The organism is Rickettsia endosymbiont of Ixodes pacificus (assembly GCF_000965155.1).
Classification (GTDB): Bacteria; Pseudomonadota; Alphaproteobacteria; order Rickettsiales; family Rickettsiaceae; genus Rickettsia; species Rickettsia tamurae.
On the sequence record NZ_LAOP01000001.1, the window covers coordinates 668,471 to 692,501 of the forward strand.

Below are 24,031 nucleotides of genomic sequence, written 5' to 3' on the forward strand. Positions count from 1 at the left end.
GAGTCCTTGATAAAATGAAATTCAATTCTTGAAATACAAGCAGTATTACCTTATCGCTTCAACTATCTTGCTTGCAGCATCTGCTAAATCATGTGCCGGTATTATTTCTAAACCGGAATTTGATAAAATTTCTTTGCCTTTTTCAACGTTTGTACCGGCTAAACGAACCACTAACGGTACTTTTATGTCTATTTCTTTTACAGCTGCAATAATTCCTTCGGCTATAATATCACAACGCATGATACCGCCGAAAATATTAACTAAAATCCCTTGTACTTCTTTATCGGATAGAATTATTTTTAAAGCTTCTTTTACACGCTCACGATCGGCCCCGCCACCGACATCCAAGAAATTAGCAGGCGAAGCACCGTAAAGTTTAATAATATCCATAGTAGCCATGGCAAGACCGGCCCCGTTAACCATACAGCCGATATTACCGTCCATTTTTACATAGCTAAGTCCTGCATTTGCTGCTCTAGTTTCTAAAGGATCTTCCTCATCGTGATCACGCATTGCCGTAATATTCGGATGCTTAAATAAGCCATTATCGTCAAAAGTAATTTTTGCATCTAAAGCTAATAAGTTCCCGTCGCTATTTACAATTAACGGGTTGATTTCAATTTGTGCTGCATCGGTTTCAATAAAAGCATTATAGACTGATTTTACTATTTCTTTCATCTGTTTGACTTGGTTATCCTTAAAGCCTAACTCATAAGCTATGCCTCGCATATGAAAATCTTGTAAACCGGTTGCAGGATCAACGGAAAATTTAATAATTTTTTCCGGAGTTTTTTCTGCTACTTCTTCAATATCAACTCCTCCTTCAGTAGAAGCTATGAAAGTAATACAGCTAGCCGATCTATCAAATACTATACTGAAATAATATTCTTTTAAAATATCACAACCTGATTCGATATAAAGACGGTTTACTTTTTGTCCTTGAGGCCCTGTTTGATGCGTTACTAAATTAATACCAAACATGTCATGAGCAACTTTTTTGGCTTCTTCTTTACTCTTAACAACCTTAACACCGCCTGCTTTACCTCTACCGCCGGCATGTATTTGTGCTTTAACCACATATACTCCCGTATTTAATTTATCTATGGTTTCATTAATCCTTTCGGTTTTCGTAACAACTAGCCCGGTGGAAGTAGGTACGCCGTATTTTCTTAAAATCTCTTTTGCTTGATATTCATGAATATTCATTTTAAATAATTTATTTAAATAATAAAAGCACAGTATAATAACTAATCTTTAAGCTGTAAAGAAGAGAGTTCTTTGTTATTTAATGTCATACTGTGGCTTGACCACGGTATCTTGTATCACAGGCTGTATCCTGAGACCCCGTGGTTAAGCCACGGGGTGACCATTGTGCTACTCATTCAACATCCTCTTTTAAGTACGTTATCTTTCCTAATAAAGTGATGATATAACGCAGCTAGTATATGCAAAATAATTAAAGCAGTAAATAACAAAGCAGCCTTTTTATGGATTTTTTTAAAGATTTTGGCAAATTGTAAATCTTGAGCAAAAGAATTTATAGTAAACAAACCATAAAAATCAATATGATGGTTTGATAAAATAGTCATTAGAAAGCCGCTTATCAGCATTAATAACATTAATTTATATTAATATTAGCGGTTTTTTTCTGCCAATTCGGCATATTTTCCGGTAGCAAAACTTAGCTTATAGAATTTCCATAAAAGCCTATTATTACTAAAGATAAAACAACTATGCCGGTTGCTTCATGTATCCCGTATAGTTGCCATTTTAAAGGAGGCTCTACGAAATTATCCATTGAGAAACCGACAACGAGCATTACTATAACTATAATACTCATGATCCAGTGAAAAAGTTTTGTAATTAAGCTGTAAGAATTTTCAGTGTTTGTAAGTTAGCATGATACCCCCAAAATTGGTTGCATTGTCATACCGTGGCTTGTCCACGGTATCTAGAAAACAACTTGTGAACATGTTAGTATTTTTACTAGATCCCGTGGTCAAGCCACGGTATGACACCGAACGCGTTTTTTGATCCACGTACAACAATCCCCGCTCGCAATGACGTAGTATATCAATTCCCAACCACCTTATCTATAATCTTTTCTGCCTCTTCACCGGTAATTTTTTCTTTATCATTCAGGATGAGATTAGCATTTTTTAAGTCATCTCCTATATGCTCTGCTCTTCCTTTTAAAATCTTGGCTAAAAATTGTTCGGCAAGAGCGTAATATGAGATTCTGTTACCTGGTTTTGCAAAGCCGTGTCCTTCATCTTTGTAAAGTGCATAAACTACCGGTATATGCTTTGCTTTCATGCTATTTACAATTTGATCGGATTCTGTTTGTTTTACACGAGGATCGTTAGCTCCTTGAGCAATAAAAAGTGGTTTTTTAATATTATCAACAAATGTTAAAGGAGAGCGTTCGTTTAAAAATTCTATATCTTTTTCGTTGCCCCAAGGTCCAATTCTTTTTTTAAATTCATTTAAAGCCGGTTCCCAATAAGGCGGCACACTTTTAATTAAGGTTAATAAATTTGAAGGTCCTACCACATCAACACCGCAAGCAAATACGTCCGGCGTCATAGTAAGACCGACTAAAGTTGCATAACCACCGTAACTACCGCCCATAATACAAATTTTATCAGGGTCAGTGATATTATTCTTAACTGCCCAGTTGACTCCATCAAGTAAATCATAATGCATCTTTCTTCCCCATTCGAGGTTACTAGCATTAACAAAATCCTTACCAAAGCCTTTAGAACCACGGTAATTAACAGTTAAAACTGCGTAGCCACGGTTTGCAAGCCATTGATGCTCAGGATCATATCCCCAACTATCACGTACCCACGGACCACCATGAATATTTAAGATTAGAGGTACTTTTCTATCGGGTATATTATTTTCATCAAGCTTTACATCATTTGGGAAAGTTATATAGCTAACTAAATTAAGTCCGTCACGTGACTTGATAATTACCGGAATCATCTTAGCAAGATTATATTGCTCAAGTTCTTTACGGTTAGTAAATAAAAATTCGGCTTTTTTATTTGCCCTATCATATTTATAATATTTCACCGGTGCATTATCACTATCATAAGCTACAATCCAAGTTTTATCATCCAGTGTTCTGCTATTAATAATTAAATCCCCACGATCAAGAGCTTGCAAATATTTAACATCATCTTCAATGTCTGTATCTAATATTTTGTATGATACTCTATCATAATCTATAGATACCGCTTGAGGAGTTTGTTTGGTAGGATGCACGGTAAATAAGCCTATATCGGCTTTTGCATCTTCGGCTAATATTTTTTCTTTACCGTTTATAAGTGTTATAGCTTTAAGTGCAGAAGTATTGCGATTGCGTCCATCAACCATATAAAGAATTTCATCACTAGCATCAAAGCCTAAAATAGAAGTATTCGCTGAATCTTCCATTGATATTTTAGTAAATAATTTCCACTTATCATTTTTTAGTTCATAGTATTCCGTACCTCCGTCTTTATCAGGTGCAGCAGCGTATCTTATTTGTAAATTATTATCTATGATAAAACCTGTAAATTTCTCATTTTTTAATACTAGCTCTTTTTCTAAAGTATCTAGATTTAATTTATAAACATCAAAATATTTAGGATCACGCTCATTTAAATCTATTAATATTTCATTAGAGCTTTTATAACTTATCGCAACTATACCAGCTCTAACATCACGCTCAGGAGTGAGTAACTTTGTTTCTTTAGTCTCTAGGTTATAGCTATAAAGCCTAAAATTTTCATCACCCTTATGATCTTGAGAATATATAATATTCTTATTATTATAAGCTATCATATAGCCTCTTATTCCCCGATCTTTATCATGAGTTATAGATTCTGCTTTACTAATATCGTCTGATGGTGCTAGCCAAATATTCAAGACGCCGTCTTTGGGTGCAACATATAGAATATATTTGCCGTCGTGGGTTAGAGAAACCCTTGCTTTATCAGGGTTACCGAATAAAACTTTTCTTGGGATTATTTGATTGTTATCCATTATCGTTTGCTTTTGAAACATAAAAATACCGACACTTATTATTAATATAGTAGCTATAATATAGAAAATTTTGCTCATTACTAATGGTTTGTTATGTTATTTATTAAGTGTCATGCCGTGGATCTAGAGTTGTCATTGCGAGCAGGCATTGTTGCGTGTATCAATTCCACCGCTGTCATCCTGCGACTTGATCGCGGGATCCAGTTTAAAATACTAAATATTTTTTATTGTTTTTTGGATACCGTGGTCAAGCCACGGTATGACACCGAATGCGTTTTTCGATTCACGCAACAATGCCTTGCAGCCGTAGGCTGCGTGGCAATCTCGTCAAATATCCTGAGATTACTTCGTAATTTCCTCGCAATGACGACTTGGTGTTCACGCAAGTAGCATCTCCTCGTAATGACCTAGAATTTTATTTACACTCTCTCAATATTGCTTAAAAACCAATCAACTTCTTTGGCATTAGCATTACGTGTAAATGTCCATTCTTCTTTTAAATCTTCGATTTTGTCAACTACATTTTTACCTTGAAATAGTAATTTAATAAATATGTTATTACCGAACATGTAAATTTCTGAATATTTTGCACTTAAAGCCGATGAGTCAAAAAAATCACCGTAAGACGGCGTTATTTTTTCAAATTCTTCCAAGTATCTTTTATCTATTAGCTCAGATAATTCTTGAGTGTCTTTTTTATAAGCAGCTTCTATAATCATTTGAAAAGCAGTTTTAGCATTATTTATAAATTTAACCGGATCAAAGGAATAAAGGCGTTTATGGACTTGTTCCATTCCATCTACGACCGCAGTTATATTGTGTTCCACTATTATATCTTTAAAAGTTTTAATATCTTGGGCTGGAATATTTTTTTCTTCTTTATTAGATTTAACTGTATTGTAAGTTACGTCCTTAATAACCGGTTCGCCAAAATAAGATTTTTGCTTTGTCTGTTCCTCTTCTGAAGTAGAACCGAGAGTCGTAATTAATTTGTTAATAATAAAAAAGGCAATAACGGCAAAAATTAATAACTCTATTATTTGAGGAGACATTTTCTATTTATTTTTATTATAAAGATTATTCTTATATCTTAATATAAAAAAATAATCTTTTAAAGTTATTTAATAAAAATAAGGATTTATTTTTATTTTAGTTATACTTAAAGTTTAAAAAATATTAAAAAATAGCTAAAATATCTTGATTATTTCAATTATTATGATATTATCATTTTGTAAATGATGTTTAAACTCCATCATTGCAAAACATTTATAGCCTTTAGTCCATTTATGCTAGGGGGTTGTTGTACTAAAGCTTAATTTTTAAGCGTTTTTAGTATAACGGATAATTATTGTTTTCAATGATTGAGTTTATCCCCTGCACCTATATATTTTTTAGTAACTCTTCCACTTTTATAGCATTATCAAATCCGTAATCGTAATGAAATCTTATATCAGGCGAGAATTTCATATTTATTTTATTAGTAATAAAATTTCTGATAGCATTTTTAGAATTATTTAATGCATCCATAATTTCATCTATTGTTAGTTTAGTATTAAAAGGCAAGAAATAACAATTAGCTATTTTTAGGTCGGCAGTAACTATAACTTTCGTAATAGTAAGAGGACAATCAAAAAGTCTGCTATCCAGCATTTTACCACGCCTTAGAATTTCGATTAATGCTTCATTTATAATGCTTGCTAATTTTTGTTGTCTATAAGAATTAGTTTTGGTTAATTTTTTCATGAGTTAAAATATATACAATTCTAGAGCATAATAGCATGCTTTTGCCAAACAACCAATACCTAAAAATTTTAGAAATTTTGTTTTAAAAAAACCGGAAAATAATGAAATAAAGCATCCCCAAAAAGGAAAGGCCATTAAGAAAATTATAAATATCTCATATTTATAATATAATTTTGTTAAATTTTTATGTCTTAAGATATTTTGTTCATTTTTGGAAGCATAAAAGATATTTAAAACTATTCTTCCAAAAATATAATTGACTGCATTACCGCTAAGAGAAGCACAAATAGCTACTAGCAGCATTATTAAACTATTATAGCCCCCAAACATTTTCATAGAATGAAATATTAATTCATTCTGAAAACCGATAACAAGATTTGAGACAAAACTATCAACAAATAGTAAACTATATGCTTCAAATTGATTCATAAATGTAATATATTGAATTTTAATTAGGGGCATTAATCGTCATTGCGAGCGACTATAAGGAGCGTGGCAATTCTCATGAAGTAATATAAAATTCCTGAGATTGTCATGTCGATGCTACGCATCTCCTCGCAATGACGATTTCGGCAACCCTTACTATCTAACACCAAAATAAAGTAACCGGCAATGAAAAAGCAAATTATTTATCCTGATTTTATAGCACGAATTTTTTCTACGGCACTTGATTTATCATTATTTGCCTTTATAGCAATCCCAATATCACAATTTTGTTCTTTTAATTTATTATGGTTGTTCTTTAATGATTATTTCCTTAGCAATAACATTAATCTTCATAATCCCAATGAAATGTTTAACTCTGTTATGAGTCAGGAATTTTATGAATATCTTAAAGCAGGAAATTTTAATAAATATATTTTGTTTAATATTTCAATTTTTGCTACTAATATATTAGTAATAGGCTCATATTTCATAACACTTTGGTATTATAAAGGTGCAACGCTTAGTAAAATGTTTTTACGTATGAAAATCGTAGATGCCGTAACATTAAATCGTCCGACTTTAAAGCAGTTAATTAAAAGATTTTTAGGATATATGACTTTGCCTATAGGTATTTTTTTCATACTTTTTTCTTCTAAAAAACAAGCATTACATGATAAAATAGCCGGAACCGTCGTTATTAAGTCTTAAATATACTCCTAAGTAATAGACGAAGTTTAATTTGGAAAAGAGCAAGGAGTTTATAAGGCGAGGAGCGGAGCGTATACTTAATACGTGGCTACCTGCGAACTTATTAGACGACGTAGCCAATTTTTCAAATTAAACGAGTATATTTATGAATGAAACAAATGATAATGATATAGATCAGCTAATGTATCTTTTTTCAAAATTACCCGGTCTTGGTAGTAGGTCGGCAAGACGTATAGTATTATACTTACTACAAGATAAAGATATAAGGTTAAAAAGCCTGATTAATAATCTTGTAGAGATAGATAAGAAAATAGTAAAATGCAAGATTTGCGGTAATATGGATACGGAAAATATTTGCCATATTTGTTCTTCTGAATATAGAGATAAATCAATTATTGCTATTGTCGAAACTGTGGCTGAATTATGGGCAATGGAGCGTAGCGGTAATTTTAAAGGTTTATATCATGTACTCGGTCATAATTTATCGGCAGCTAGTAGACAAAACCCTAGCATACTTCGGTTACCTGAACTACTTAAAAGATGTTTTGCAGAAAATATTAAAGAAGTTATTATTGCTACTAATTCTACTTTAGAAGGTCAGACTACTGCTTATTTTATTACAGAATATTTAAAAGAGCATCCTGCTAAAATTTCTCGCCTTGCTAGTGGTATACCTATCGGAGGTGAACTTGATTATTTAGACGAAGGTACTTTATCTGCCGCTATTAACCTACGCCAACCTTTTGAGTAAAATATTAATAAAAATTGACAATTTTATTAAAAAATGTTTAATCTGAAGCTTCTATATCACAAAAGAGGTTTTATGCAGAATTTTAAAATTAATTCAAAATCGGTTGCTAATATGGTAGCACAGATTAGAGTAAAACAATTAGCTATTAGAGATTCACAAAATAAAATTCAAAAAATTATAGTTGAAGAAAGAGGAAAGAAGTTTAATAAAAGCAACGAAGAGTTAGTGCAAGAAATATAGGACAAAATACAGCAATATTTAGAAACTAGTAAAGCAATAAATAATTACTTAAAAGATCAAAGTATAGATGATGTAGAATATCCTATAAAATACAATAAAACTGATATACAGCTCAAAATGGTTTATGAATATGTGAAACAACAAAAAGGTAATTTAATAGACCAAATAATAAAAAAGAAATTTTATCATGGTCTATCAAATGGCATATCTCCTAATGAATTACCTGTTTTACAATCGGATAGTAGGATCTCGTATTGGGGTAATGAAAATTCTTCTGTTAGTTTAGTATTATTAAAGAGTATTGCTAAAATACTTAAAGCTGAAACACCTACTATGATAGGTGCTGCTACATTTTATCTATTTTATAATCCTAAATATAAATTACCAAAAGATTTAGTACCAAAACATTATCCTTTTGCTAATGAAGAAGGAATATTACTTTTTGGAGATTACCAATTTGGCGGTCATAACTACTTTGAAAATTGGTCAGTATTCGCTCCAGAGGATTGCTCAAGTTCAGTAGGTAAAGCGACTTATGTAAAGGCTGAACAAATAAAAGATATATCAACTCAAAAAATGAAAGAAGACTGGAGTCAATATGGTTATGAGTTAGTTGTCAAATTAGATGGTAGTATAAATGATAGTAAATTAGAATTAGTAAAGCCAGGAGATATTTGCCTTTATAAAGATAAGCCTCATGTAGGAATAATTGCAAATATCTTAGAAAAAAGTATAACCACATTACAATTTGCTAGAGATATAGATAGAGAAAGAGAAAAAATATTGGGTGGTGGAATTTATTATGATAATTTGAGTGATGATAAATATGCTGCTTATATTTTACGTTCAAATTTAGAACCATTAAGTGAGTCTATATCCTTAAGTAATCTTTTAAATTAAGATAGATGCAAAATATGTAGAGCTATAGTAAACTGAGATGTATAGTTAGACCATAGTAAATAGGTACAGTTAAATAAACTTTAGTACGTGTTCTACAGCCATACTGATATCTTGAATTGCCCCGTAACTTTTCTTATTTCGTTCTTAATCTTAAACCAATAATGTTCTATAGGATTTAAGTCTGGGCTATATGTAGGTAAGAATAAAATTCTGCACCCAACCGACTCGATTAATTCTCTTATTATATTATTCTTATGGAAGTTGATATTATCCATAATTACTGTTTGTCCAGGATGTAATTCTTTAGTTAATATAGTCTCTACATAGGTTGTAAATATTTCTTTATTACAATTTCCTTCAAATATTACTGGCGCTATAATTTGATTATTACGAAGCCCCGCTATCATACTGATCCTGGATTTATGTTGATACACTTTGTTTCCATAACATCTAGTACCTTTTATACTCCATCCATATTCTCTACAAGCATTATCTTCTATTCCTGACTCATCAATGAATACTAGAGTTTCTTTAGAAATTTGCTGTATCTTTTCTATAAATTCATTCCTTAAACCAATATCCCTTCTGGGATGAAGATGACTTTTTTTTATAAGTGTACCCTAGTAGTTTTCTATAGTAATTTATTCTAGTTCTTTGTAATCTATTACCTAGTATAATACTTAATTCTTTAGCTGTTTTATCATGATTATTGATAATTAATTCTTCAAATTCTTTGAGATTTATTTTTGCATTATAACCCTTTGCTGGACCATAAGGTTTTGCTTTTATATCTCCTGTTTCCCATTTAAGAGTTTTCCATCTATATATAGTGTTACGACCTATATTGAATATTTTACATGCTTTAACAATTGAGAGCCCATCATCTAGAGCTTTGAATAGTTTCATTCTTAAATCGTAACTGTAACTGCTTGCCATAATTTATTTATTATCATTTATAACATATATATTAGCATAGTATGTACCTATTTACTATGGTCTAGCTATATAATACAAGTCTACTTTTTTAAAATAATTTTAAGTAAAATTAATATTTTATTAATACAATATTTAAAAATTGTTAATTTCTGACCTCTATGTAATTCTAAAGAGGGGTCTTGTATTTAAGGAATATTGCGAGTTTCGAGCGGTAACCATAAAATATGGTTATTTTCAGAAAAGTTAATAGAAGACTTTTTTGATTTCATATATAATGCCTAGTTATTTTTAACAAGGCATCATACATTAATTTAATTCTTAGTCAAAAAATTATTAATATTTTTTAATAATTACTCACCGAATTGCTCTTTAATAATTCTATCTTCCAGCGTATGGTTTTTATTAAAGAGCAGTTTGATAGGCTTATCCTTAGTAGATTTAACGGTAACATTTGTGATATTATTAAACTCCTGAAAGTCGGCAGTAGCATTTACCGGTCGTTTATTTGTATTAAGTATTTCAAATTTAATCGTAGCAGATGAAAGCAGTAAAGCGCCGTGCCATCTACGCGGTCTAAACGAGCAGATAGGGGTTAGGCATAACATGTTTGACTCAAGCGGTAAAATAGGACCGCCGGCAGATAAATTATAAGCACTACTTCCGGCAGGTGTTGCAACTAAAGCTCCGTCTGCTACTAATTCGCTCATTCTCTCTATCCCGTTTACGTCTATTCTAAATTTAGCAGCTTGATTAGTTTTACGAAATATCGATACTTCGTTAATAGCAAGTGCCGTATATATTTGACCGCTCGTATCTTCAACTTCCATAAGAAGAGGATTTAGGATAGAAACCGTACTTTCATGTATATTTTGTAATAAATTCTTGGTATCTAAAGGATTCATTAAAAAGCCAAGGTTCCCTAAATTAACTCCATAAAAAGGGATATTAAGATGCATATAGCGGTGAATATTATGTAGTAATTCTCCATCGCCGCCTATTACGATAATTGCTTCTGCTTCCTCTATTTTACAATAATTATAGAGTTTTCTTATTTCCTCTATAATAGCTAGATGTTTGGAATTTTGGTTATAAATCAATGCTATTTTATTTATATTCATTATATGAATTTCTTTTTTAATATATAGACGCTTAGCTAATAATAAGTTATAAGAATATAAGTAATAAAATAAATATTAAGTTAAATTATGTCATCATTCAACATCAAAAATCATAAAAATGATCTGCTATTTGTACCGCTAGGAGGATCTAATGAAATAGGTATGAATCTTAATCTTTACCATTATAAAGGTAAATGGTTAATGATTGATTGCGGTAGCGGTTTTGCTGATGATTATTTACCCGGTGTTGATATGATAATTGCCGATAGCAGCTTTATCGAGAAATATAAAAAAGATATAGTAGGTCTGATTTTAACTCATGCTCACGAGGATCATTTAGGCGGGGTACAATATTTATGGAATAGTCTTAAATGTCCTATTTATACTACTACTTTCACGGCAAATTTTTTAAAGATTCGTTTAAATGAATATGATTTTGCTAAAAATATAAAAATTCATGAAGTAAAACCCGGTAGTAAAATAAATCTAGATCCTTTTTCCTTAGAGATGGTGCCGCTGACTCACTCGGCTCCTGAAATGCAAGCAATTATGATCCGTACGGATGCAGGTAATATTTTACACACGGGAGATTGGAAATTTGATAATGACCCGGTACTTGGGAAAAAAGCCGATGAGGAGCTTTTAGAATCTTACGGAGATGAAGGGGTTCTTGCACTTGTTTGTGATTCAACTAACGTGTTTAATAAAGGAAGCTCGGGTTCTGAGGGGGATGTTAGAAAAAGTTTAGTAGATATTATAGCCGGCTGTCCTCAAATGGTAGTAGTTTCAACCTTTGCCTCTAATTTAGCACGGCTTGATACAATAATTCATGCAGCAGGGCTTGCTGGTAGAAAAGTAGTTTTAACCGGTAGAAGTTTGCATCGTATGATGCTTGCTGCTCAGGAAAGCGGCTATTTTAAAGATATTGCTCCTCTAATTAGTGAACGTGATGTTAGCAGATTTAGAAGAGAAGAATTATTAGTAATTGCTACCGGTTGTCAAGGTGAGCCTATGGCTGCCACCGCAAAACTGGCTAGTAATTCTCACCCGTCTATAAAGCTTGCTCCTAAGGATACAATGATTTTTTCTTCAAAAATTATTCCGGGTAATGAAAAGAAAATATTCAGGCTATTTAATATATTTGTTAAAGCCAGTGTAGAAGTTATTACCGAGCGAGACCATTTTGTGCATGTTTCAGGACATCCATCGATTGACGAGCTGCAAAAAATGTATTCTCTAATTAGACCGAATATTTGTATACCTGTTCACGGCGAGCCGGTACATATTCATGAACATGTTAAGCTTGCTAAGAAAAACGGCATAAAACAGGCAGTAGAGGTTGAAAACGGTAGTGTAGTACTGCTTGAACCTAATAATGCAAAAGTAATTTCAAAGGTTGAAAACGGTTATTTAGCTGTAGACGGTAATTATTTACTGCCCGTTGAATCCCCGATTTTCAAAGCTAGAAGACATATGCGTGAGTCGGGTATCGTGTTAGCATCAGTAGTAATTAATAAAAAAGGGCTGCTTGCTGCAAACCCAATGCTGTCTATGCCTGGGCTGCTTGATCCGAAAGAGGATATGGCATTAGTTAATCTCATTAAAAACGACATTAAAGAACTTGTTACCATTCAAAATAAACAGGCTAAAAAAGCATTGTCGGATGAACAAGTAATCGAGGCAATAAAAGGAACAATCCGTAAAACCTTAAAACAAGAAATTAATAAGTCACCCGTTATAATAGTAAATCTTGAGAAAGCTATGGAGTAGTGTTATTTTTTCTTGACTGTCATCCTGTGGCTTGACCACGGGATCTAGTCTTTTTAATTTTTTTATGGACCCCGTGGTCAAGCCACGGGGTGACACCGAAGAATCTGAGCCAAGCAACGATACCTACAAGCCTGCAAGTGACAAAGAAAAAATAAGCACATGAATAAATTTAAAAATATTGCGGTTTATGGGGGAGGGAGTTTCGGTACTAGCCTTGCTTCTTTAGCAGCACAAAACTATAATAACGTTACTTTATTTTTACGTGACGAGGAAATAGCAAAAGAAATTTTACATAACAAAACTAACGTAAAATATTTAGGGGATATTAAATTACCTGCTCATTTACAGGCTACTACAAACTTAGATATAATTAAGAATTTTGAACTAATTATTATTGCAGTGCCGTCTTACGCTTTTGATTACTCAATAAAATTATTAAAAACTCACGGTATTTCTACAGCTAATACTCTTCTAATTGCAACAAAAGGCTTTGCCCGTAATCCTACTGAACTATTTTCTGATAGACTTAAAACTCTATTACCGCATAGCCCTACAGCGTTTTTTGCAGGTCCGAATCTAGCAAGAGAACTTGCTAAAAATTTACCGGCTTCAGCAAGTATTGCAAGTTTAGATATAGATATAGCAAATAAAATAGCTTATAACCTAAGTTCAAAAATTTTTACTACTAATGTGACAAGCGATATTGTGACATTACAGGTAGCAGGAGTATTAAAAAATATTTTTGCTATTAAAAGCGGGATTGATTTAGCAAGAGAGCAGGGCGAAAATGCAAGAGCAATGCTTATAGTAGCTGCCTTAAAAGAAATTGCTACTTTATCGAAAGCTTTAAGCTGTATGCAAGAGGAGGGGAATATATTATTAGAGGCGGGAGTAGTAGGTGATTTAGTTCTTACTTGCTATTCTTTAGGATCACGTAATACAAAATTCGGTTATGAGCTTGGAATTAGTAAAGATAAAAAGAAATTTTTACAAGAATATAAAGAGTTAGTAGAGGGAAAAGAAGCATTAAAATTAGTTTTGGATTTGATAAAAAAATATAATTTACGGATGCCTATAATTTCCGAAGTGGCTTCGTGTATACTCGTTTAATTTGAAAAATTGGCTACGTCGTCCTATAAGTACTGCGGTGCTCACGTATTAAGTCCTTGCTCTTTTCCAAATTAAACTTCGTCTACATATTTTTCATTATATTATCCTTGCATAAGTATTGTTGCATAAATCGTCCTCGCAAGGCATTGTTGCGTGGATCAATTTCACCTCTGTCATACCGTGGCTTGACCATGGGATCCAGTTAAAAATACTAAATTATTAGTATTTTTTATTGTTTTTATGGACCCCGTGGTCAAGCCACGGTATGACACAGTGGGTTTTACCGGTCCACGTAACAATGCCTCCTCGCAATGACGATTGATTGTAGCTACAATAATCTCTTCATCTGTTCCTGCTCTAATTTTTCTTCTTTATCTAGTTTATTTAAAAATTCTTTATAAAAACCGTTTGTTATATATACAAGTTCCATTTCGGGATTTAATTCAGAAGATTCAAGTATGATTAAACATTCACCATCCTTGAAAGTAACCACTTTATCATTTTCTTCTTCTAAACTATATTTATTTTTAAAATAACGGCTTCTATTACATTAAAATCATTACATATCACTAAAGCTTTAGATATAGTTTTTTCATTTGGTTCTATATAATAATTATATCCTTGCCAATAATTAGGTTCTTTATTGATGATTTTGTATTTTTTTGTTAGATCTATATTGGTAGTTTTATTTAATTCAAGACCAAGGGGCATAGGATTAGAATAGGTATTTAAACAAAAAAATATAATGAATAAGGATAATAGATTTTGCATAAATAATATGAAAATATTATATTAAATACCTTAAATAACATAAGATTTTTTAAATTTCAATTAAAAATTTATTTTTGTCCGATGAAGTAAAAATCTTTACAAAATTTAGTGAAAAAAATAAAACCTCATATATTATAAGTAATTATATCTTTAGCTCATTACATGATAATCTTTAGTATAGTTTTTTTTAAAACCGTTTCGGTATTATTAAGTGTAGTAATAGGATTTTTAGCAGGTAAATATTCAAATGTTGAAAGAGATAGTATCTCTTCGTTACTATTTTATTTTATATCGCCTATAGTATTTTTTACGATACCTGCTAGTACAACCTTAACACTTTCGGCATTAAGCGTTACGGTCGTAACATTTGTAATTGCAACACTCTTATCGCTTTTTTCTTATTATTTTTTTGGTAAATTTTGGCAGGATCATACACGTAATATTATAGCTTTATCTGCAGGTACGGCAAACGGCGGATATTTTATGTTGCCTATAGCTGCAGCACTTTTCGATGATTATACATTAAGTATTTACATGATGGCGGTGATAGGAGTTAATATTTATGAATGTTCCGTCGGCTTTTATATTTGTATGCGAAGTTTTGCTAATACCACCGATAGTATATTAAAAGTAGTAAAATTACCGATTTTAAACGCTTTTTTCTTGGGATGTTTATTTAGTTTTTGCGGTTTTACTTTACCGGATTTTTTAGATGATTTTATATATAATATGAAAGGTTCTTTTTCAATACTCGGTATGGTGATGGTGGGTCTTGCTCTTTCGTCTCTACAAAAATTTGAAGTCGATATAAAATTTACTTTTGCTACTTTTGCTGCTAAATTTCTATTCTATCCTTTGGGAGTAGGGTTATTTATCATGTTTGATCATTTTGTAACAAAATGGTATAACAATGATTACTATAATGCCCTAAAACTACTTTCTACGGCACCACTCGCAGCAAATACTATAGTTATAGCGAATTTACAGAAATTTTATCCTGAGAAAGTTGCAGCTACCGTGTTTTTATCTTTGCTTTTTGTAGTTATATATATGCCGACAATGGTCAGTATATTTTTAAGTGACTTAAATTAATAACATGATGACAATGATTTTTTTAAAATTTATTCTAAATTGGTATTAATAGGTTCATATGAAAATTAATTCAATAAAAATTGGTCCCTATATTAATTTATTACCTCTTCAATATATACCGAAACATAAAATTTCTTATGTAGAATTCGGTGATCCTAAAAATAAAAATATAATAGTATGTGCTCACGGCTTAACTAGAAATGCTCATGATTTTGATAAAATAGCTAAAGAGTTGAGTAAAAATTATAGAGTAATTTCAATAAATTATCCTGGTCGCAGTGATAGCGAAAATTTTAAAAAAGCTAATCATTATAATTATACTACCTATATTAAGGATACGTTATTCTTTTTTAAAAGACTAAATATTAAAAAACCTATTTGGCTCGGTACTTCAATGGGAGGTATTATAGGCATGGTACTTGCCAGTAAATATAAAAATATTTTTAAAGCCTTAATATTAAATGATATAGGGGCATTTATTGATGCTGCTCCTTTAATTAAAATTGGAGGCTATGCTAAAAAAACGGTACTTTTAGATGATTTGGCTAGTGCAAAAGAACATTTAAAACTTATTTATGCCCAAATAGGTATTAAAGATGAAGAAGATTGGGATTATTTAACAAAATATAGCGTAATTTCTACATTTGGCGGAAAATATAAAATGAATTATGATCCTGCTATAACAAAAGGAATGAAAAATGCTAGTAACCAAGAAGGTGTTAAACTATGGTCCGTATGGAATAAAATAAAATGTAGTAGAATATTAGTAATTCATGGGATGAAATCTCAAATTTTAACAAAATCTACTGTTAAAAAGATGAAAGAAACAAAAACTTTTGATCTTTATGAAATAAAATATGCTGGTCATGCTCCTTCTCTAATGAACCCTGAAGAAATTAACTATGTCAAATCTTGGTTAGAGAAGAAGTCTTAGGTGTCATTTGTTCATTGTCATCCCACGACTTGATCGCGGGATCCAGTTAAAATACTAAATTATTAGTATTTTTTATTGTTTTTATGGACCCCGTGGTCAAGCCAACGGGGTGACAGCAAAAAATTTGGATTCCTGCTTTCGCAGGAATGATATAGGAATCATTTAAATTAATAAATAATAATTATGAAAATTACTACTAAAGTACTAATAATAGGTTCAGGACCTGCGGGCTTAAGTGCCGCTATTTATACGGCTAGAGCCGCTCTAAAACCAATATTAATTAATGGTATGCAGCCAGGCGGGCAGCTTACAATTACCACCGATGTTGAGAATTATCCTGGATTTGCGGAAACGGTGCAAGGACCTTGGCTTATGGAGCAGATGTCTATGCAGGCTAAAAATGTCGGTACAGAAATTGTTAGTGATTACGTAGAAAAGGTAGATTTATCAAAAAGGCCTTTTAAAGTATTTACAGGATCAGGAAATGAGTATGAAGCAGAAAGTATAATCATTTGTACCGGTGCAGAAGCAAAATGGCTTGGTATAGCTTCAGAGCAGGAATTTCGTGGTTTTGGTGTTTCGGCATGTGCTACTTGCGATGGTTTCTTTTTTAAGAATCAAGAAATAGTGGTAGTAGGGGGAGGAAATAGTGCAGTAGAAGAAGCTTTATACTTAACCAATCATGCTAGTAAAGTTACTATAGTGCATAGAAGAGATAGTTTTAGAGCTGAGAAAATATTACAGGATCGATTATTTAAAAACCCTAAAATATCGGTAATTTGGGATCATGTAGTAGATGAGATTGTAGGTAGCGATAAACCAAAATCCGTTACCGGAGTTAAAATTCAAAATGTTCACACCAAAGAGATTAGTTTAGTGAATTGTAGTGGTGTATTTATAGCTATCGGGCATGCACCGAATACGGGGCTATTTACCGGACAAATTGCAATGGATAACGATAATTATATCATCACGAAGTCAGGTACGACTAAAACTAGCGTAGAAGGGGTTTTTGCTGCCGGTGACGTTCAGGATAAAATTTATAGACAAGCAGTAACTGCTGCAGGTAGTGGCTGTATGGCGGCTCTTGAGGCAGAGAAATTTTTGAATAAATAATAAATTTCCTAAAAAAAAAGACATAATCATATAAAAATTTATTAATTTTTTTTGTATTGAAAATTATAGCAATATAATTTTTCTTTCTAATTTTATAAAATAGAGAGGAATTATACCTATCCAGCACTTAACTTCAGAGAAAAAATGGGAAATTTTTTTAAAAGCTATAGGAGCAGAGATAGGAGTTACAAAGGTAACTGATAATAAAGTCATTTTTAAAACAACTTCTAATGACTTAGAACATTTTCGTACATTATTAGCATCCCCTGATGAATTAAAGAAGAATGTGATACATGCTTTATAGTCCCTTTGGTGGTTAAAACCTCCATCTTCCAGATGGAAAAGCTTTAGCTTGCCATGTGCGCCATGATGCGTTAGCATCACAAGCACCATGAGTTCAATACGTCAGGAAATTACGTACTGTTTACTATAGTCGCTATTATACAGTGTGGTAGACATTGTGTGTGCAAGGAAGTTACTGTAGGTCTAATAGTGGTAATGTAACGATTATATGATTAATAGGCATATTGGTACACATGAGCCAGACATGATTTTGCACATACGGGTCGCATAAGCTTTAGCTTCATATGCGACTTCTAGTCGCTATAAAACAAACTTTCATCTTTCAGATGAAAGTGGTTGATTTAAGGATAATAAGGAGAATATAGTAGAATCTGAACTATATAATGCGGATACTTCAGATATAGCAATAGGAGAGTTATTTTATAAGTTAGTAGATGGTGACCTTATAACAGAGTATGGTTTGTCTAAAATTTTAGAAACAATAAGATTAGAAGCTGAATTTAATAAAGAATTATTAACTGCTGAGATTCAACTCTCTTGTGGAAATCCAATAAAACATAAAATGGATGAATCCAAACTTGAGACATTTTGATAATACGAGTACAAGAAGGTGATGTTTTTATTGGAGATAAGGTAGATACCGATAAAGAAATTACATTTCACAATTGGAACAGAGGAGACTGATACAGATATTACCGGCGTGGTAAGAAGTTGTTACGATGAAGTAGCTTAATTATTATATTTCTCTTGCTAGTATTACCGGATAATTTTAAGATAAGTTTGTAATAGTTTTTTCGTCATTGCGAGCGACTGAAAGGAGCGTGGCAATCTAGAAAAAATTAAAAAAATGCTAAATATTAGCATTTTTAACTGGATTGCTTCGTCAATTACTTCGTAATTTTCCTCGCAATGACGATTTTAGTATCCACCCAATAATGCCATGAGAAATATATGAACTTACTTAAAAACATTACGGGAAAGAATTATATAAACGGTGAATTTATAGAGTTCGGGAAGCAAATATCCGTTATTAATCCTTCGACCTTAAAAGAAATTGCTACAGTTCCGAATTTGGGATTATCTGAGATTAATTCAGCAATTAATAATACGGTGACTAGTTTTTCTTCATGGTCACAAAGTTCATTTGAAGAAAGAATAGCGATTCTTAGAAAATGGTATAATTTAGTAATCGAAAATATTGATGAGCTAAGTCATATATTAACGCTAGAGCAGGGTAAAGTACTTGCCGAATCAAAAAAAGAAATTCTATACGGAGCCTCTTTTATTGATTGGTATACATATGCTATACATAATATTCATTCAACTATCAAACCCGGTAATAGTAAAACTCATAAAATTGTTACGCAATATGAGCCGGTTGGACCTTCTGCGGCTATAACTCCTTGGAATTTTCCAAATGCAATGATTACTCGCAAGGTAGTACCTGCAATAGCTGCGGGTTGCAGCGTTATATTAAAACCGTCAAGCCTTACGCCTTTATCGGCTTTAGTGCTTGCAAAATTGGCAAGCGATGCCGGGTTGCCTGCCGGAGTATTTAACGTAATTACCGGTGATTCGGATATTATAGGTAAGGCTTTTTGTGAAGATTTTAGGCTTCGTAAATTATCATTTACCGGTTCTACAAATGTCGGTAAAATTCTATATCAAAATTCAGATAATACTATAAAACGTTTATCTTTAGAACTTGGCGGTAATGCTCCTTTCATTATAACTGCAGATAATAGACATCTTTTCAAACCAGCTTATAGAGAGGAATTTAAAGGAGACACGAAACGCAGTACCGCAGCGTACGCTTTGGTACGTGAGGATACGAGTACCGGATCGACGTCTAAATTGTAAACCTTCAGATTTGATCTGACATATTAAGATTGAAATTAGACGAGTTTGTGGGTATGTAGATAACTAAGGAGTTATCTATCATATCCACGAACTAAATATAAAACTCAATTAATAGGAACAATATGTCAAATTATGATCAAAAAATAATCAAACCTAAATTAGGATTATTAGAACTTGCAAAACAACTAGGTAGTGTTAGTACTGCGTGTAAAGTAATGGGCTATTCAAGAGATAGCTTTTACCGTTTCAAGGAACTATATGAGATGGGCGGAGAAGCGGCTCTTGTGGATATGAGTCGTAAGAAACCTATAGTAAAGAATCGTGTATCAGAACATATAGAACAAGCAGTAATAAATCTTGCTATAGAGAATCCTGCTCTTGGTCAGCTTCGTGCGAGCCAAGCACTAATAAAGCAAGGTATTATAGTGTCATCCAGTGGTGTACGTTCTATCTGGCTACGCAACGATCTTGAAACTCTAAAGAAACGACTCAAAGCTTTAGAAGCTAAATCTGCACAGGACGGTATCTTACTGACAGAAGAGCAGATATCTGCTTTAAAAAAAGCAAAACAAATTAAAGAGGCTCATGGAGAAATTGATACTCAGCATCCCGGTTATCTTGGTGCACAAGACACCTATTATGTCGGTAATATGAAAGGAGTAGGTAGAATATACCAACAAACCTTTATTGACACTTATTCTAGAGTGGCTATTTGCAAACTCTATACTGATAAATCTGCAATAACATCCGCTGATATTTTAAATGATAAGGTAATACCTTTCTTTAATAATCATGATGTACCACTACTGAGAATCCTTACAGATAGAGGAACGGAATATTGTGGTAAGGTAGAACATCATGCTTTTGAGTTATATTTGGCTATAGAAAATATTGATCATACTAAAACTAAGGCACGTTCTCCTCAAACTAATGGAATATGCGAAAGATTACATAGAACTTTAAAAGATGAATTTTATGATATAGCTTTCCGTAAAAAGATTTATAGCTCATTAGAGGATTTACAGATTGACTTAGATCAATATTTAAACAAATATAACAATACTAGACCGCATTCTGGAAAGTTCTGTTATGGAAAAACTCCTATGCAAACTTTCAAGGATAGCATTAAAATTGCTCAAGATAAGTCTATTAATTCTTACTTATCTGACAGCACTTTTGCTGCTTAATCAATCTCTACCTGTCAGATCAAGTGTACGGGCTGTTGAAAAAATCAACAAGGTTGCAAATACTTTAATATTTTTTTATCTTTAATAGCAGTAGATAAAAAAACCAAAAAATAATTTTAAGTATCCGTTTAAAATTTTGTACTATCGCAATCATCAGTATTTGAATCTGTGTTTTCTGTACACTTCTAAATTTTGCTCCTCGTAAACCATGATTCTCCTTAGCTTCACCAAATAGACCTTCTATTTTCCACTTTCTCTCAATTAGTTTTTTCTTAAAATCAATTCTATTCTGTCTGACCTTTACCTCATCTATTTCATCCTGATAAGGATTACGATAAATAAATCGTCCTCTATTACTATAATTATCAGAAATACAACCTGATTTTAGAGAGCAATTTTTACAATGCCCTCCTGTAATACGATAACGTTTTATTTGTTTTTTATCTAATTTATCATACGGATAAAGATAATGTCCCTGTGGACACTTATATCTATCCTGTTCTCTATCATATTGAAATTCCCCCCTACTTATTTTTCCTTCACCAAGATTATCTACATGTAAAGGTATATAAGTTGTAATTCCAAGTAATTTAAAATATCCATAGGTTGGACCTCTACCATAACCTTTGTCTGCTATCCATTCTTTTACTCTAAAAGAAAAATTATTTAATATATTCCAAACTCTACTTGGAAGTACAATACACTCATGTTGTGATCCTGTACTTACATAACAATCTATTATAATACGTGAATCTGAATCAATTGAGTAGTGGGTCTTATAACATAGCTTTTTATAACCATTAGTTCTTGATACAAGACTACAATCAGGATCTGTCCTACTGACATGAGTTTGATTAGATATTTTCCTTACTTTTTTCCCTTCTCGGAAATCATGATAACGACGTTCATATTTTTTTAATTCTCTCTTTTGTGAATCACCTTGATCTTTTCTTAATATTAGGCTATTCATAGAGGCATTAGATTCAACTAAAGAGGCATCTGAAATAATTGTTTCTCCTTTTATAATATCTAGTTCATACCATTGCTTAATCAAGCTTATAAATATTTCTTGAAATAGTTCTACCCCAAATCTATCTCTTATCCTACTTAATGATGAATGATCCGGTACTTTATCCTCTAAACTTAAACCACAAAACCACCTATATGCTATATTTAACTGAATTTCTTTACATAATCGTCTATTTGACTTTATACCATATAAGTAACTTATTATTTGCATCCTAAAAAATAATACAGGATCAATTGATGGACGTCCGTAATTAGCACAATAACGATTCTTAGTTATTTCATAGATAAAAGAAAACTCTAATTCTTTAGCTTCATGAATCCTCACTAATAAATGATCATTAGGTATCATGTGCCTTAAGCTAAGGCTATTACATCTCACACTTTGATCAAGCTTATAACCCTGCATCTTTACACCTTCATTTAAGCATAAAAATACAGCTTATTCCTTAGATTAACTCTTTTCTACTTCTTTTTATAACTTTTTCAACAGCCCGTGTACGGGCTGTTGAAAAAATCAACAAGGTTGCAAATACTTTAATATTTTTTTATCTTTAATAGCAGTAGATAAAAAAACCAAAAAATAATTTTAAGTATCCGTTTAAAATTTTGTACTATCGCAATCATCAGTATTTGAATCTGTGTTTTCTGTACACTTCTAAATTTTGCTCCTCGTAAACCATGATTCTCCTTAGCTTCACCAAATAGACCTTCTATTTTCCACTTTCTCTCAATTAGTTTTTTCTTAAAATCAATTCTATTCTGTCTGACCTTTACCTCATCTATTTCATCCTGATAAGGATTACGATAAATAAATCGTCCTCTATTACTATAATTATCAGAAATACAACCTGATTTTAGAGAGCAATTTTTACAATGCCCTCCTGTAATACGATAACGTTTTATTTGTTTTTTATCTAATTTATCATACGGATAAAGATAATGTCCCTGTGGACACTTATATCTATCCTGTTCTCTATCATATTGAAATTCCCCCCTACTTATTTTTCCTTCACCAAGATTATCTACATGTAAAGGTATATAAGTTGTAATTCCAAGTAATTTAAAATATCCATAGGTTGGACCTCTACCATAACCTTTGTCTGCTATCCATTCTTTTACTCTAAAAGAAAAATTATTTAATATATTCCAAACTCTACTTGGAAGTACAATACACTCATGTTGTGATCCTGTACTTACATAACAATCTATTATAATACGTGAATCTGAATCAATTGAGTAGTGGGTCTTATAACATAGCTTTTTATAACCATTAGTTCTTGATACAAGACTACAATCAGGATCTGTCCTACTGACATGAGTTTGATTAGATATTTTCCTTACTTTTTTCCCTTCTCGGAAATCATGATAACGACGTTCATATTTTTTTAATTCTCTCTTTTGTGAATCACCTTGATCTTTTCTTAATATTAGGCTATTCATAGAGGCATTAGATTCAACTAAAGAGGCATCTGAAATAATTGTTTCTCCTTTTATAATATCTAGTTCATACCATTGCTTAATCAAGCTTATAAATATTTCTTGAAATAGTTCTACCCCAAATCTATCTCTTATCCTACTTAATGATGAATGATCCGGTACTTTATCCTCTAAACTTAAACCACAAAACCACCTATATGCTATATTTAACTGAATTTCTTTACATAATCGTCTATTTGACTTTATACCATATAAGTAACTTATTATTTGCATCCTAAAAAATAATACAGGATCAATTGATGGACGTCCGTAATTAGCACAATAACGATTCTTAGTTATTTCATAGATAAAAGAAAACTCTAATTCTTTAGCTTCATGAATCCTCACTAATAAATGATCATTAGGTATCATGTGCCTTAAGCTAAGGCTATTACATCTCACACTTTGATCAAGCTTATAACCCTGCATCTTTACACCTTCATTTAAGCATAAAAATACAGCTTATTCCTTAGATTAACTCTTTTCTACTTCTTTTTATAACTTTTTCAACAGCCCGTGTAGAGTTTTA

General features: G+C 31.9%; 25 protein-coding genes and 5 pseudogenes. 12 read left to right on the plus strand and 18 right to left on the minus strand.

What is annotated here, in order from left to right; translation table 11 throughout:
- Positions 1 to 45: 45 nt before the first annotated feature.
- The 9 genes and pseudogenes from sucC to REIP_RS03635 all read right to left on the minus strand — a co-directional run bounded on the left by sucC (position 46) and on the right by REIP_RS03635 (position 6,204).
- Complete coding sequence (gene sucC, locus REIP_RS03610) at positions 46 to 1,206, minus strand: ADP-forming succinate--CoA ligase subunit beta (RefSeq protein ID WP_045803855.1); 1,161 nt, start codon at positions 1,204 to 1,206, stop codon at positions 46 to 48.
- A gap of 176 nt (positions 1,207 to 1,382) precedes the next feature.
- Positions 1,383 to 1,619, minus strand: coding sequence for a cytochrome b (locus REIP_RS03615; RefSeq protein WP_082068223.1), 237 nt, complete (start codon positions 1,617 to 1,619; stop codon positions 1,383 to 1,385).
- Positions 1,619 to 1,840: pseudogene (locus tag REIP_RS09325) on the minus strand (cytochrome b). The gene REIP_RS03615 and the pseudogene REIP_RS09325 overlap by 1 nt, the downstream one beginning before the upstream one ends.
- Positions 1,841 to 1,880: 40 nt before the next feature.
- Positions 1,881 to 2,039, minus strand: coding sequence for a palindromic element RPE4 domain-containing protein (locus REIP_RS10850; RefSeq protein ID WP_231569207.1), 159 nt, complete (start codon positions 2,037 to 2,039; stop codon positions 1,881 to 1,883).
- A gap of 34 nt (positions 2,040 to 2,073) precedes the next feature.
- On the minus strand, positions 2,074 to 4,110 hold the full coding sequence (locus tag REIP_RS03620) for a S9 family peptidase (RefSeq protein WP_045803856.1): 2,037 nt from the start codon (positions 4,108 to 4,110) through the stop codon (positions 2,074 to 2,076).
- 146 nt (positions 4,111 to 4,256) lie between these two features.
- A complete protein-coding gene (locus REIP_RS13640; protein WP_410525690.1) occupies positions 4,257 to 4,418 on the minus strand; it encodes a hypothetical protein in 162 nt (53 codons plus the stop codon).
- Between the two features lie 33 nt (positions 4,419 to 4,451).
- Positions 4,452 to 5,084, minus strand: a complete 633-nt coding sequence (locus REIP_RS03625) for a Tim44 domain-containing protein (RefSeq protein WP_045803857.1) — start codon at positions 5,082 to 5,084, stop codon at positions 4,452 to 4,454.
- 328 nt (positions 5,085 to 5,412) lie between these two features.
- Positions 5,413 to 5,775 (minus strand): 30S ribosome-binding factor RbfA, encoded by a 363-nt coding sequence (rbfA, locus tag REIP_RS03630; RefSeq protein ID WP_045803858.1) that lies wholly within the window; start codon positions 5,773 to 5,775, stop codon positions 5,413 to 5,415.
- Between the two features lie 3 nt (positions 5,776 to 5,778).
- Positions 5,779 to 6,204, minus strand: coding sequence for a YqaA family protein (locus tag REIP_RS03635; RefSeq protein WP_045804299.1), 426 nt, complete (start codon positions 6,202 to 6,204; stop codon positions 5,779 to 5,781).
- 183 nt (positions 6,205 to 6,387) lie between these two features.
- On the opposite strand from REIP_RS03635, the gene REIP_RS03640 reads away from it, so the two are divergent.
- The 4 genes from REIP_RS03640 (at position 6,388) to REIP_RS03650 (ending at position 8,800) form a co-directional block, all read left to right on the plus strand.
- Entirely contained in the window at positions 6,388 to 6,909 is a 522-nt protein-coding gene (locus tag REIP_RS03640; RefSeq protein ID WP_045803859.1) for an RDD family protein, read from the plus strand.
- 145 nt (positions 6,910 to 7,054) lie between these two features.
- Positions 7,055 to 7,660: a recombination mediator RecR gene (recR, locus tag REIP_RS03645; RefSeq protein WP_023507840.1), complete on the plus strand. Its 606-nt coding sequence runs from the start codon at positions 7,055 to 7,057 to the stop codon at positions 7,658 to 7,660.
- 72 nt (positions 7,661 to 7,732) lie between these two features.
- Positions 7,733 to 7,900, plus strand: a complete 168-nt coding sequence (locus REIP_RS08485; protein ID WP_023507841.1) for a hypothetical protein — start codon at positions 7,733 to 7,735, stop codon at positions 7,898 to 7,900.
- Positions 7,901 to 8,032: 132 nt separating this feature from the next.
- Complete coding sequence (locus REIP_RS03650) at positions 8,033 to 8,800, plus strand: hypothetical protein (RefSeq protein ID WP_197069197.1); 768 nt, start codon at positions 8,033 to 8,035, stop codon at positions 8,798 to 8,800.
- Between the two features lie 69 nt (positions 8,801 to 8,869).
- On the opposite strand, the pseudogene REIP_RS09340 reads toward REIP_RS03650, so the two are convergent.
- Positions 8,870 to 9,736, minus strand: a pseudogene (locus REIP_RS09340) (IS630 family transposase).
- A 350-nt stretch (positions 9,737 to 10,086) separates the two neighbouring features.
- On the minus strand, positions 10,087 to 10,854 hold the full coding sequence (locus tag REIP_RS03665; protein ID WP_023507843.1) for an NAD kinase: 768 nt from the start codon (positions 10,852 to 10,854) through the stop codon (positions 10,087 to 10,089).
- An 87-nt stretch (positions 10,855 to 10,941) separates the two neighbouring features.
- On the opposite strand from REIP_RS03665, the gene REIP_RS03670 reads away from it, so the two are divergent.
- Complete coding sequence (locus tag REIP_RS03670; RefSeq protein ID WP_045803860.1) at positions 10,942 to 12,624, plus strand: ribonuclease J; 1,683 nt, start codon at positions 10,942 to 10,944, stop codon at positions 12,622 to 12,624.
- Here the strand turns inward: REIP_RS03670 and REIP_RS12370 are convergent.
- Entirely contained in the window at positions 12,583 to 12,741 is a 159-nt protein-coding gene (locus tag REIP_RS12370) for a palindromic element RPE4 domain-containing protein (RefSeq protein ID WP_231569208.1), read from the minus strand. The genes REIP_RS03670 and REIP_RS12370 overlap by 42 nt on opposite strands.
- 42 nt (positions 12,742 to 12,783) lie before the next feature.
- Here REIP_RS12370 and REIP_RS03675 point away from each other — a divergent pair, with 42 nt between their 5' ends.
- Complete coding sequence (locus REIP_RS03675) at positions 12,784 to 13,734, plus strand: NAD(P)H-dependent glycerol-3-phosphate dehydrogenase (RefSeq protein WP_045803861.1); 951 nt, start codon at positions 12,784 to 12,786, stop codon at positions 13,732 to 13,734.
- Between the two features lie 132 nt (positions 13,735 to 13,866).
- On the opposite strand, the pseudogene REIP_RS13645 reads toward REIP_RS03675, so the two are convergent.
- The 3 genes and pseudogenes from REIP_RS13645 to REIP_RS03680 form a co-directional block, all read right to left on the minus strand.
- Positions 13,867 to 14,045 (minus strand): annotated as a pseudogene (locus tag REIP_RS13645) (tRNA(Ile)-lysidine synthetase); the annotation flags it as partial.
- Positions 14,046 to 14,062: 17 nt separating this feature from the next.
- Positions 14,063 to 14,227 carry a hypothetical protein gene (locus tag REIP_RS11615; RefSeq protein ID WP_197069198.1) on the minus strand — a complete coding sequence of 55 codons (165 nt, stop codon included), beginning with the start codon at positions 14,225 to 14,227 and terminating at the stop codon, positions 14,063 to 14,065.
- 17 nt (positions 14,228 to 14,244) lie between these two features.
- The gene (locus tag REIP_RS03680; RefSeq protein ID WP_023507848.1) at positions 14,245 to 14,505 is read right to left on the minus strand and encodes a hypothetical protein; all 261 of its coding nucleotides are present in this window, start codon (positions 14,503 to 14,505) and stop codon (positions 14,245 to 14,247) included.
- 162 nt (positions 14,506 to 14,667) lie between these two features.
- On the opposite strand from REIP_RS03680, the gene REIP_RS03685 reads away from it, so the two are divergent.
- The 3 genes from REIP_RS03685 (at position 14,668) to trxB (ending at position 17,647) form a co-directional block, all read left to right on the plus strand.
- Entirely contained in the window at positions 14,668 to 15,597 is a 930-nt protein-coding gene (locus REIP_RS03685; protein ID WP_023507849.1) for an AEC family transporter, read from the plus strand.
- A gap of 58 nt (positions 15,598 to 15,655) precedes the next feature.
- Positions 15,656 to 16,531, plus strand: coding sequence for an alpha/beta fold hydrolase (locus REIP_RS03690; RefSeq protein WP_045803862.1), 876 nt, complete (start codon positions 15,656 to 15,658; stop codon positions 16,529 to 16,531).
- 183 nt (positions 16,532 to 16,714) lie between these two features.
- Positions 16,715 to 17,647: a thioredoxin-disulfide reductase gene (gene trxB, locus REIP_RS03695; RefSeq protein WP_045803863.1), complete on the plus strand. Its 933-nt coding sequence runs from the start codon at positions 16,715 to 16,717 to the stop codon at positions 17,645 to 17,647.
- Positions 17,648 to 17,710: 63 nt separating this feature from the next.
- Here trxB and REIP_RS10860 read toward each other — a convergent pair whose 3' ends face one another.
- Complete coding sequence (locus REIP_RS10860; RefSeq protein WP_156147414.1) at positions 17,711 to 18,028, minus strand: hypothetical protein; 318 nt, start codon at positions 18,026 to 18,028, stop codon at positions 17,711 to 17,713.
- 732 nt (positions 18,029 to 18,760) lie between these two features.
- Here REIP_RS10860 and REIP_RS13400 point away from each other — a divergent pair.
- The 3 genes and pseudogenes from REIP_RS13400 to REIP_RS03710 form a co-directional block, all read left to right on the plus strand.
- Positions 18,761 to 18,864: pseudogene (locus REIP_RS13400) on the plus strand (lytic transglycosylase domain-containing protein); the annotation flags it as partial.
- A gap of 37 nt (positions 18,865 to 18,901) precedes the next feature.
- Positions 18,902 to 19,693: pseudogene (locus tag REIP_RS03705) on the plus strand (aldehyde dehydrogenase family protein); the annotation flags it as partial.
- A 239-nt stretch (positions 19,694 to 19,932) separates the two neighbouring features.
- Positions 19,933 to 20,997, plus strand: coding sequence for an IS481 family transposase (locus REIP_RS03710; protein WP_045803566.1), 1,065 nt, complete (start codon positions 19,933 to 19,935; stop codon positions 20,995 to 20,997).
- Between the two features lie 64 nt (positions 20,998 to 21,061).
- On the opposite strand, the gene REIP_RS03715 is transcribed toward REIP_RS03710, so the two are convergent.
- Positions 21,062 to 22,375 carry a transposase gene (locus REIP_RS03715; protein ID WP_172686766.1) on the minus strand — a complete coding sequence of 438 codons (1,314 nt, stop codon included), beginning with the start codon at positions 22,373 to 22,375 and terminating at the stop codon, positions 21,062 to 21,064.
- A 185-nt stretch (positions 22,376 to 22,560) separates the two neighbouring features.
- A complete protein-coding gene (locus REIP_RS03720; RefSeq protein ID WP_172686766.1) occupies positions 22,561 to 23,874 on the minus strand; it encodes a transposase in 1,314 nt (437 codons plus the stop codon).
- Positions 23,875 to 24,031: the final 157 nt, after the last annotated feature.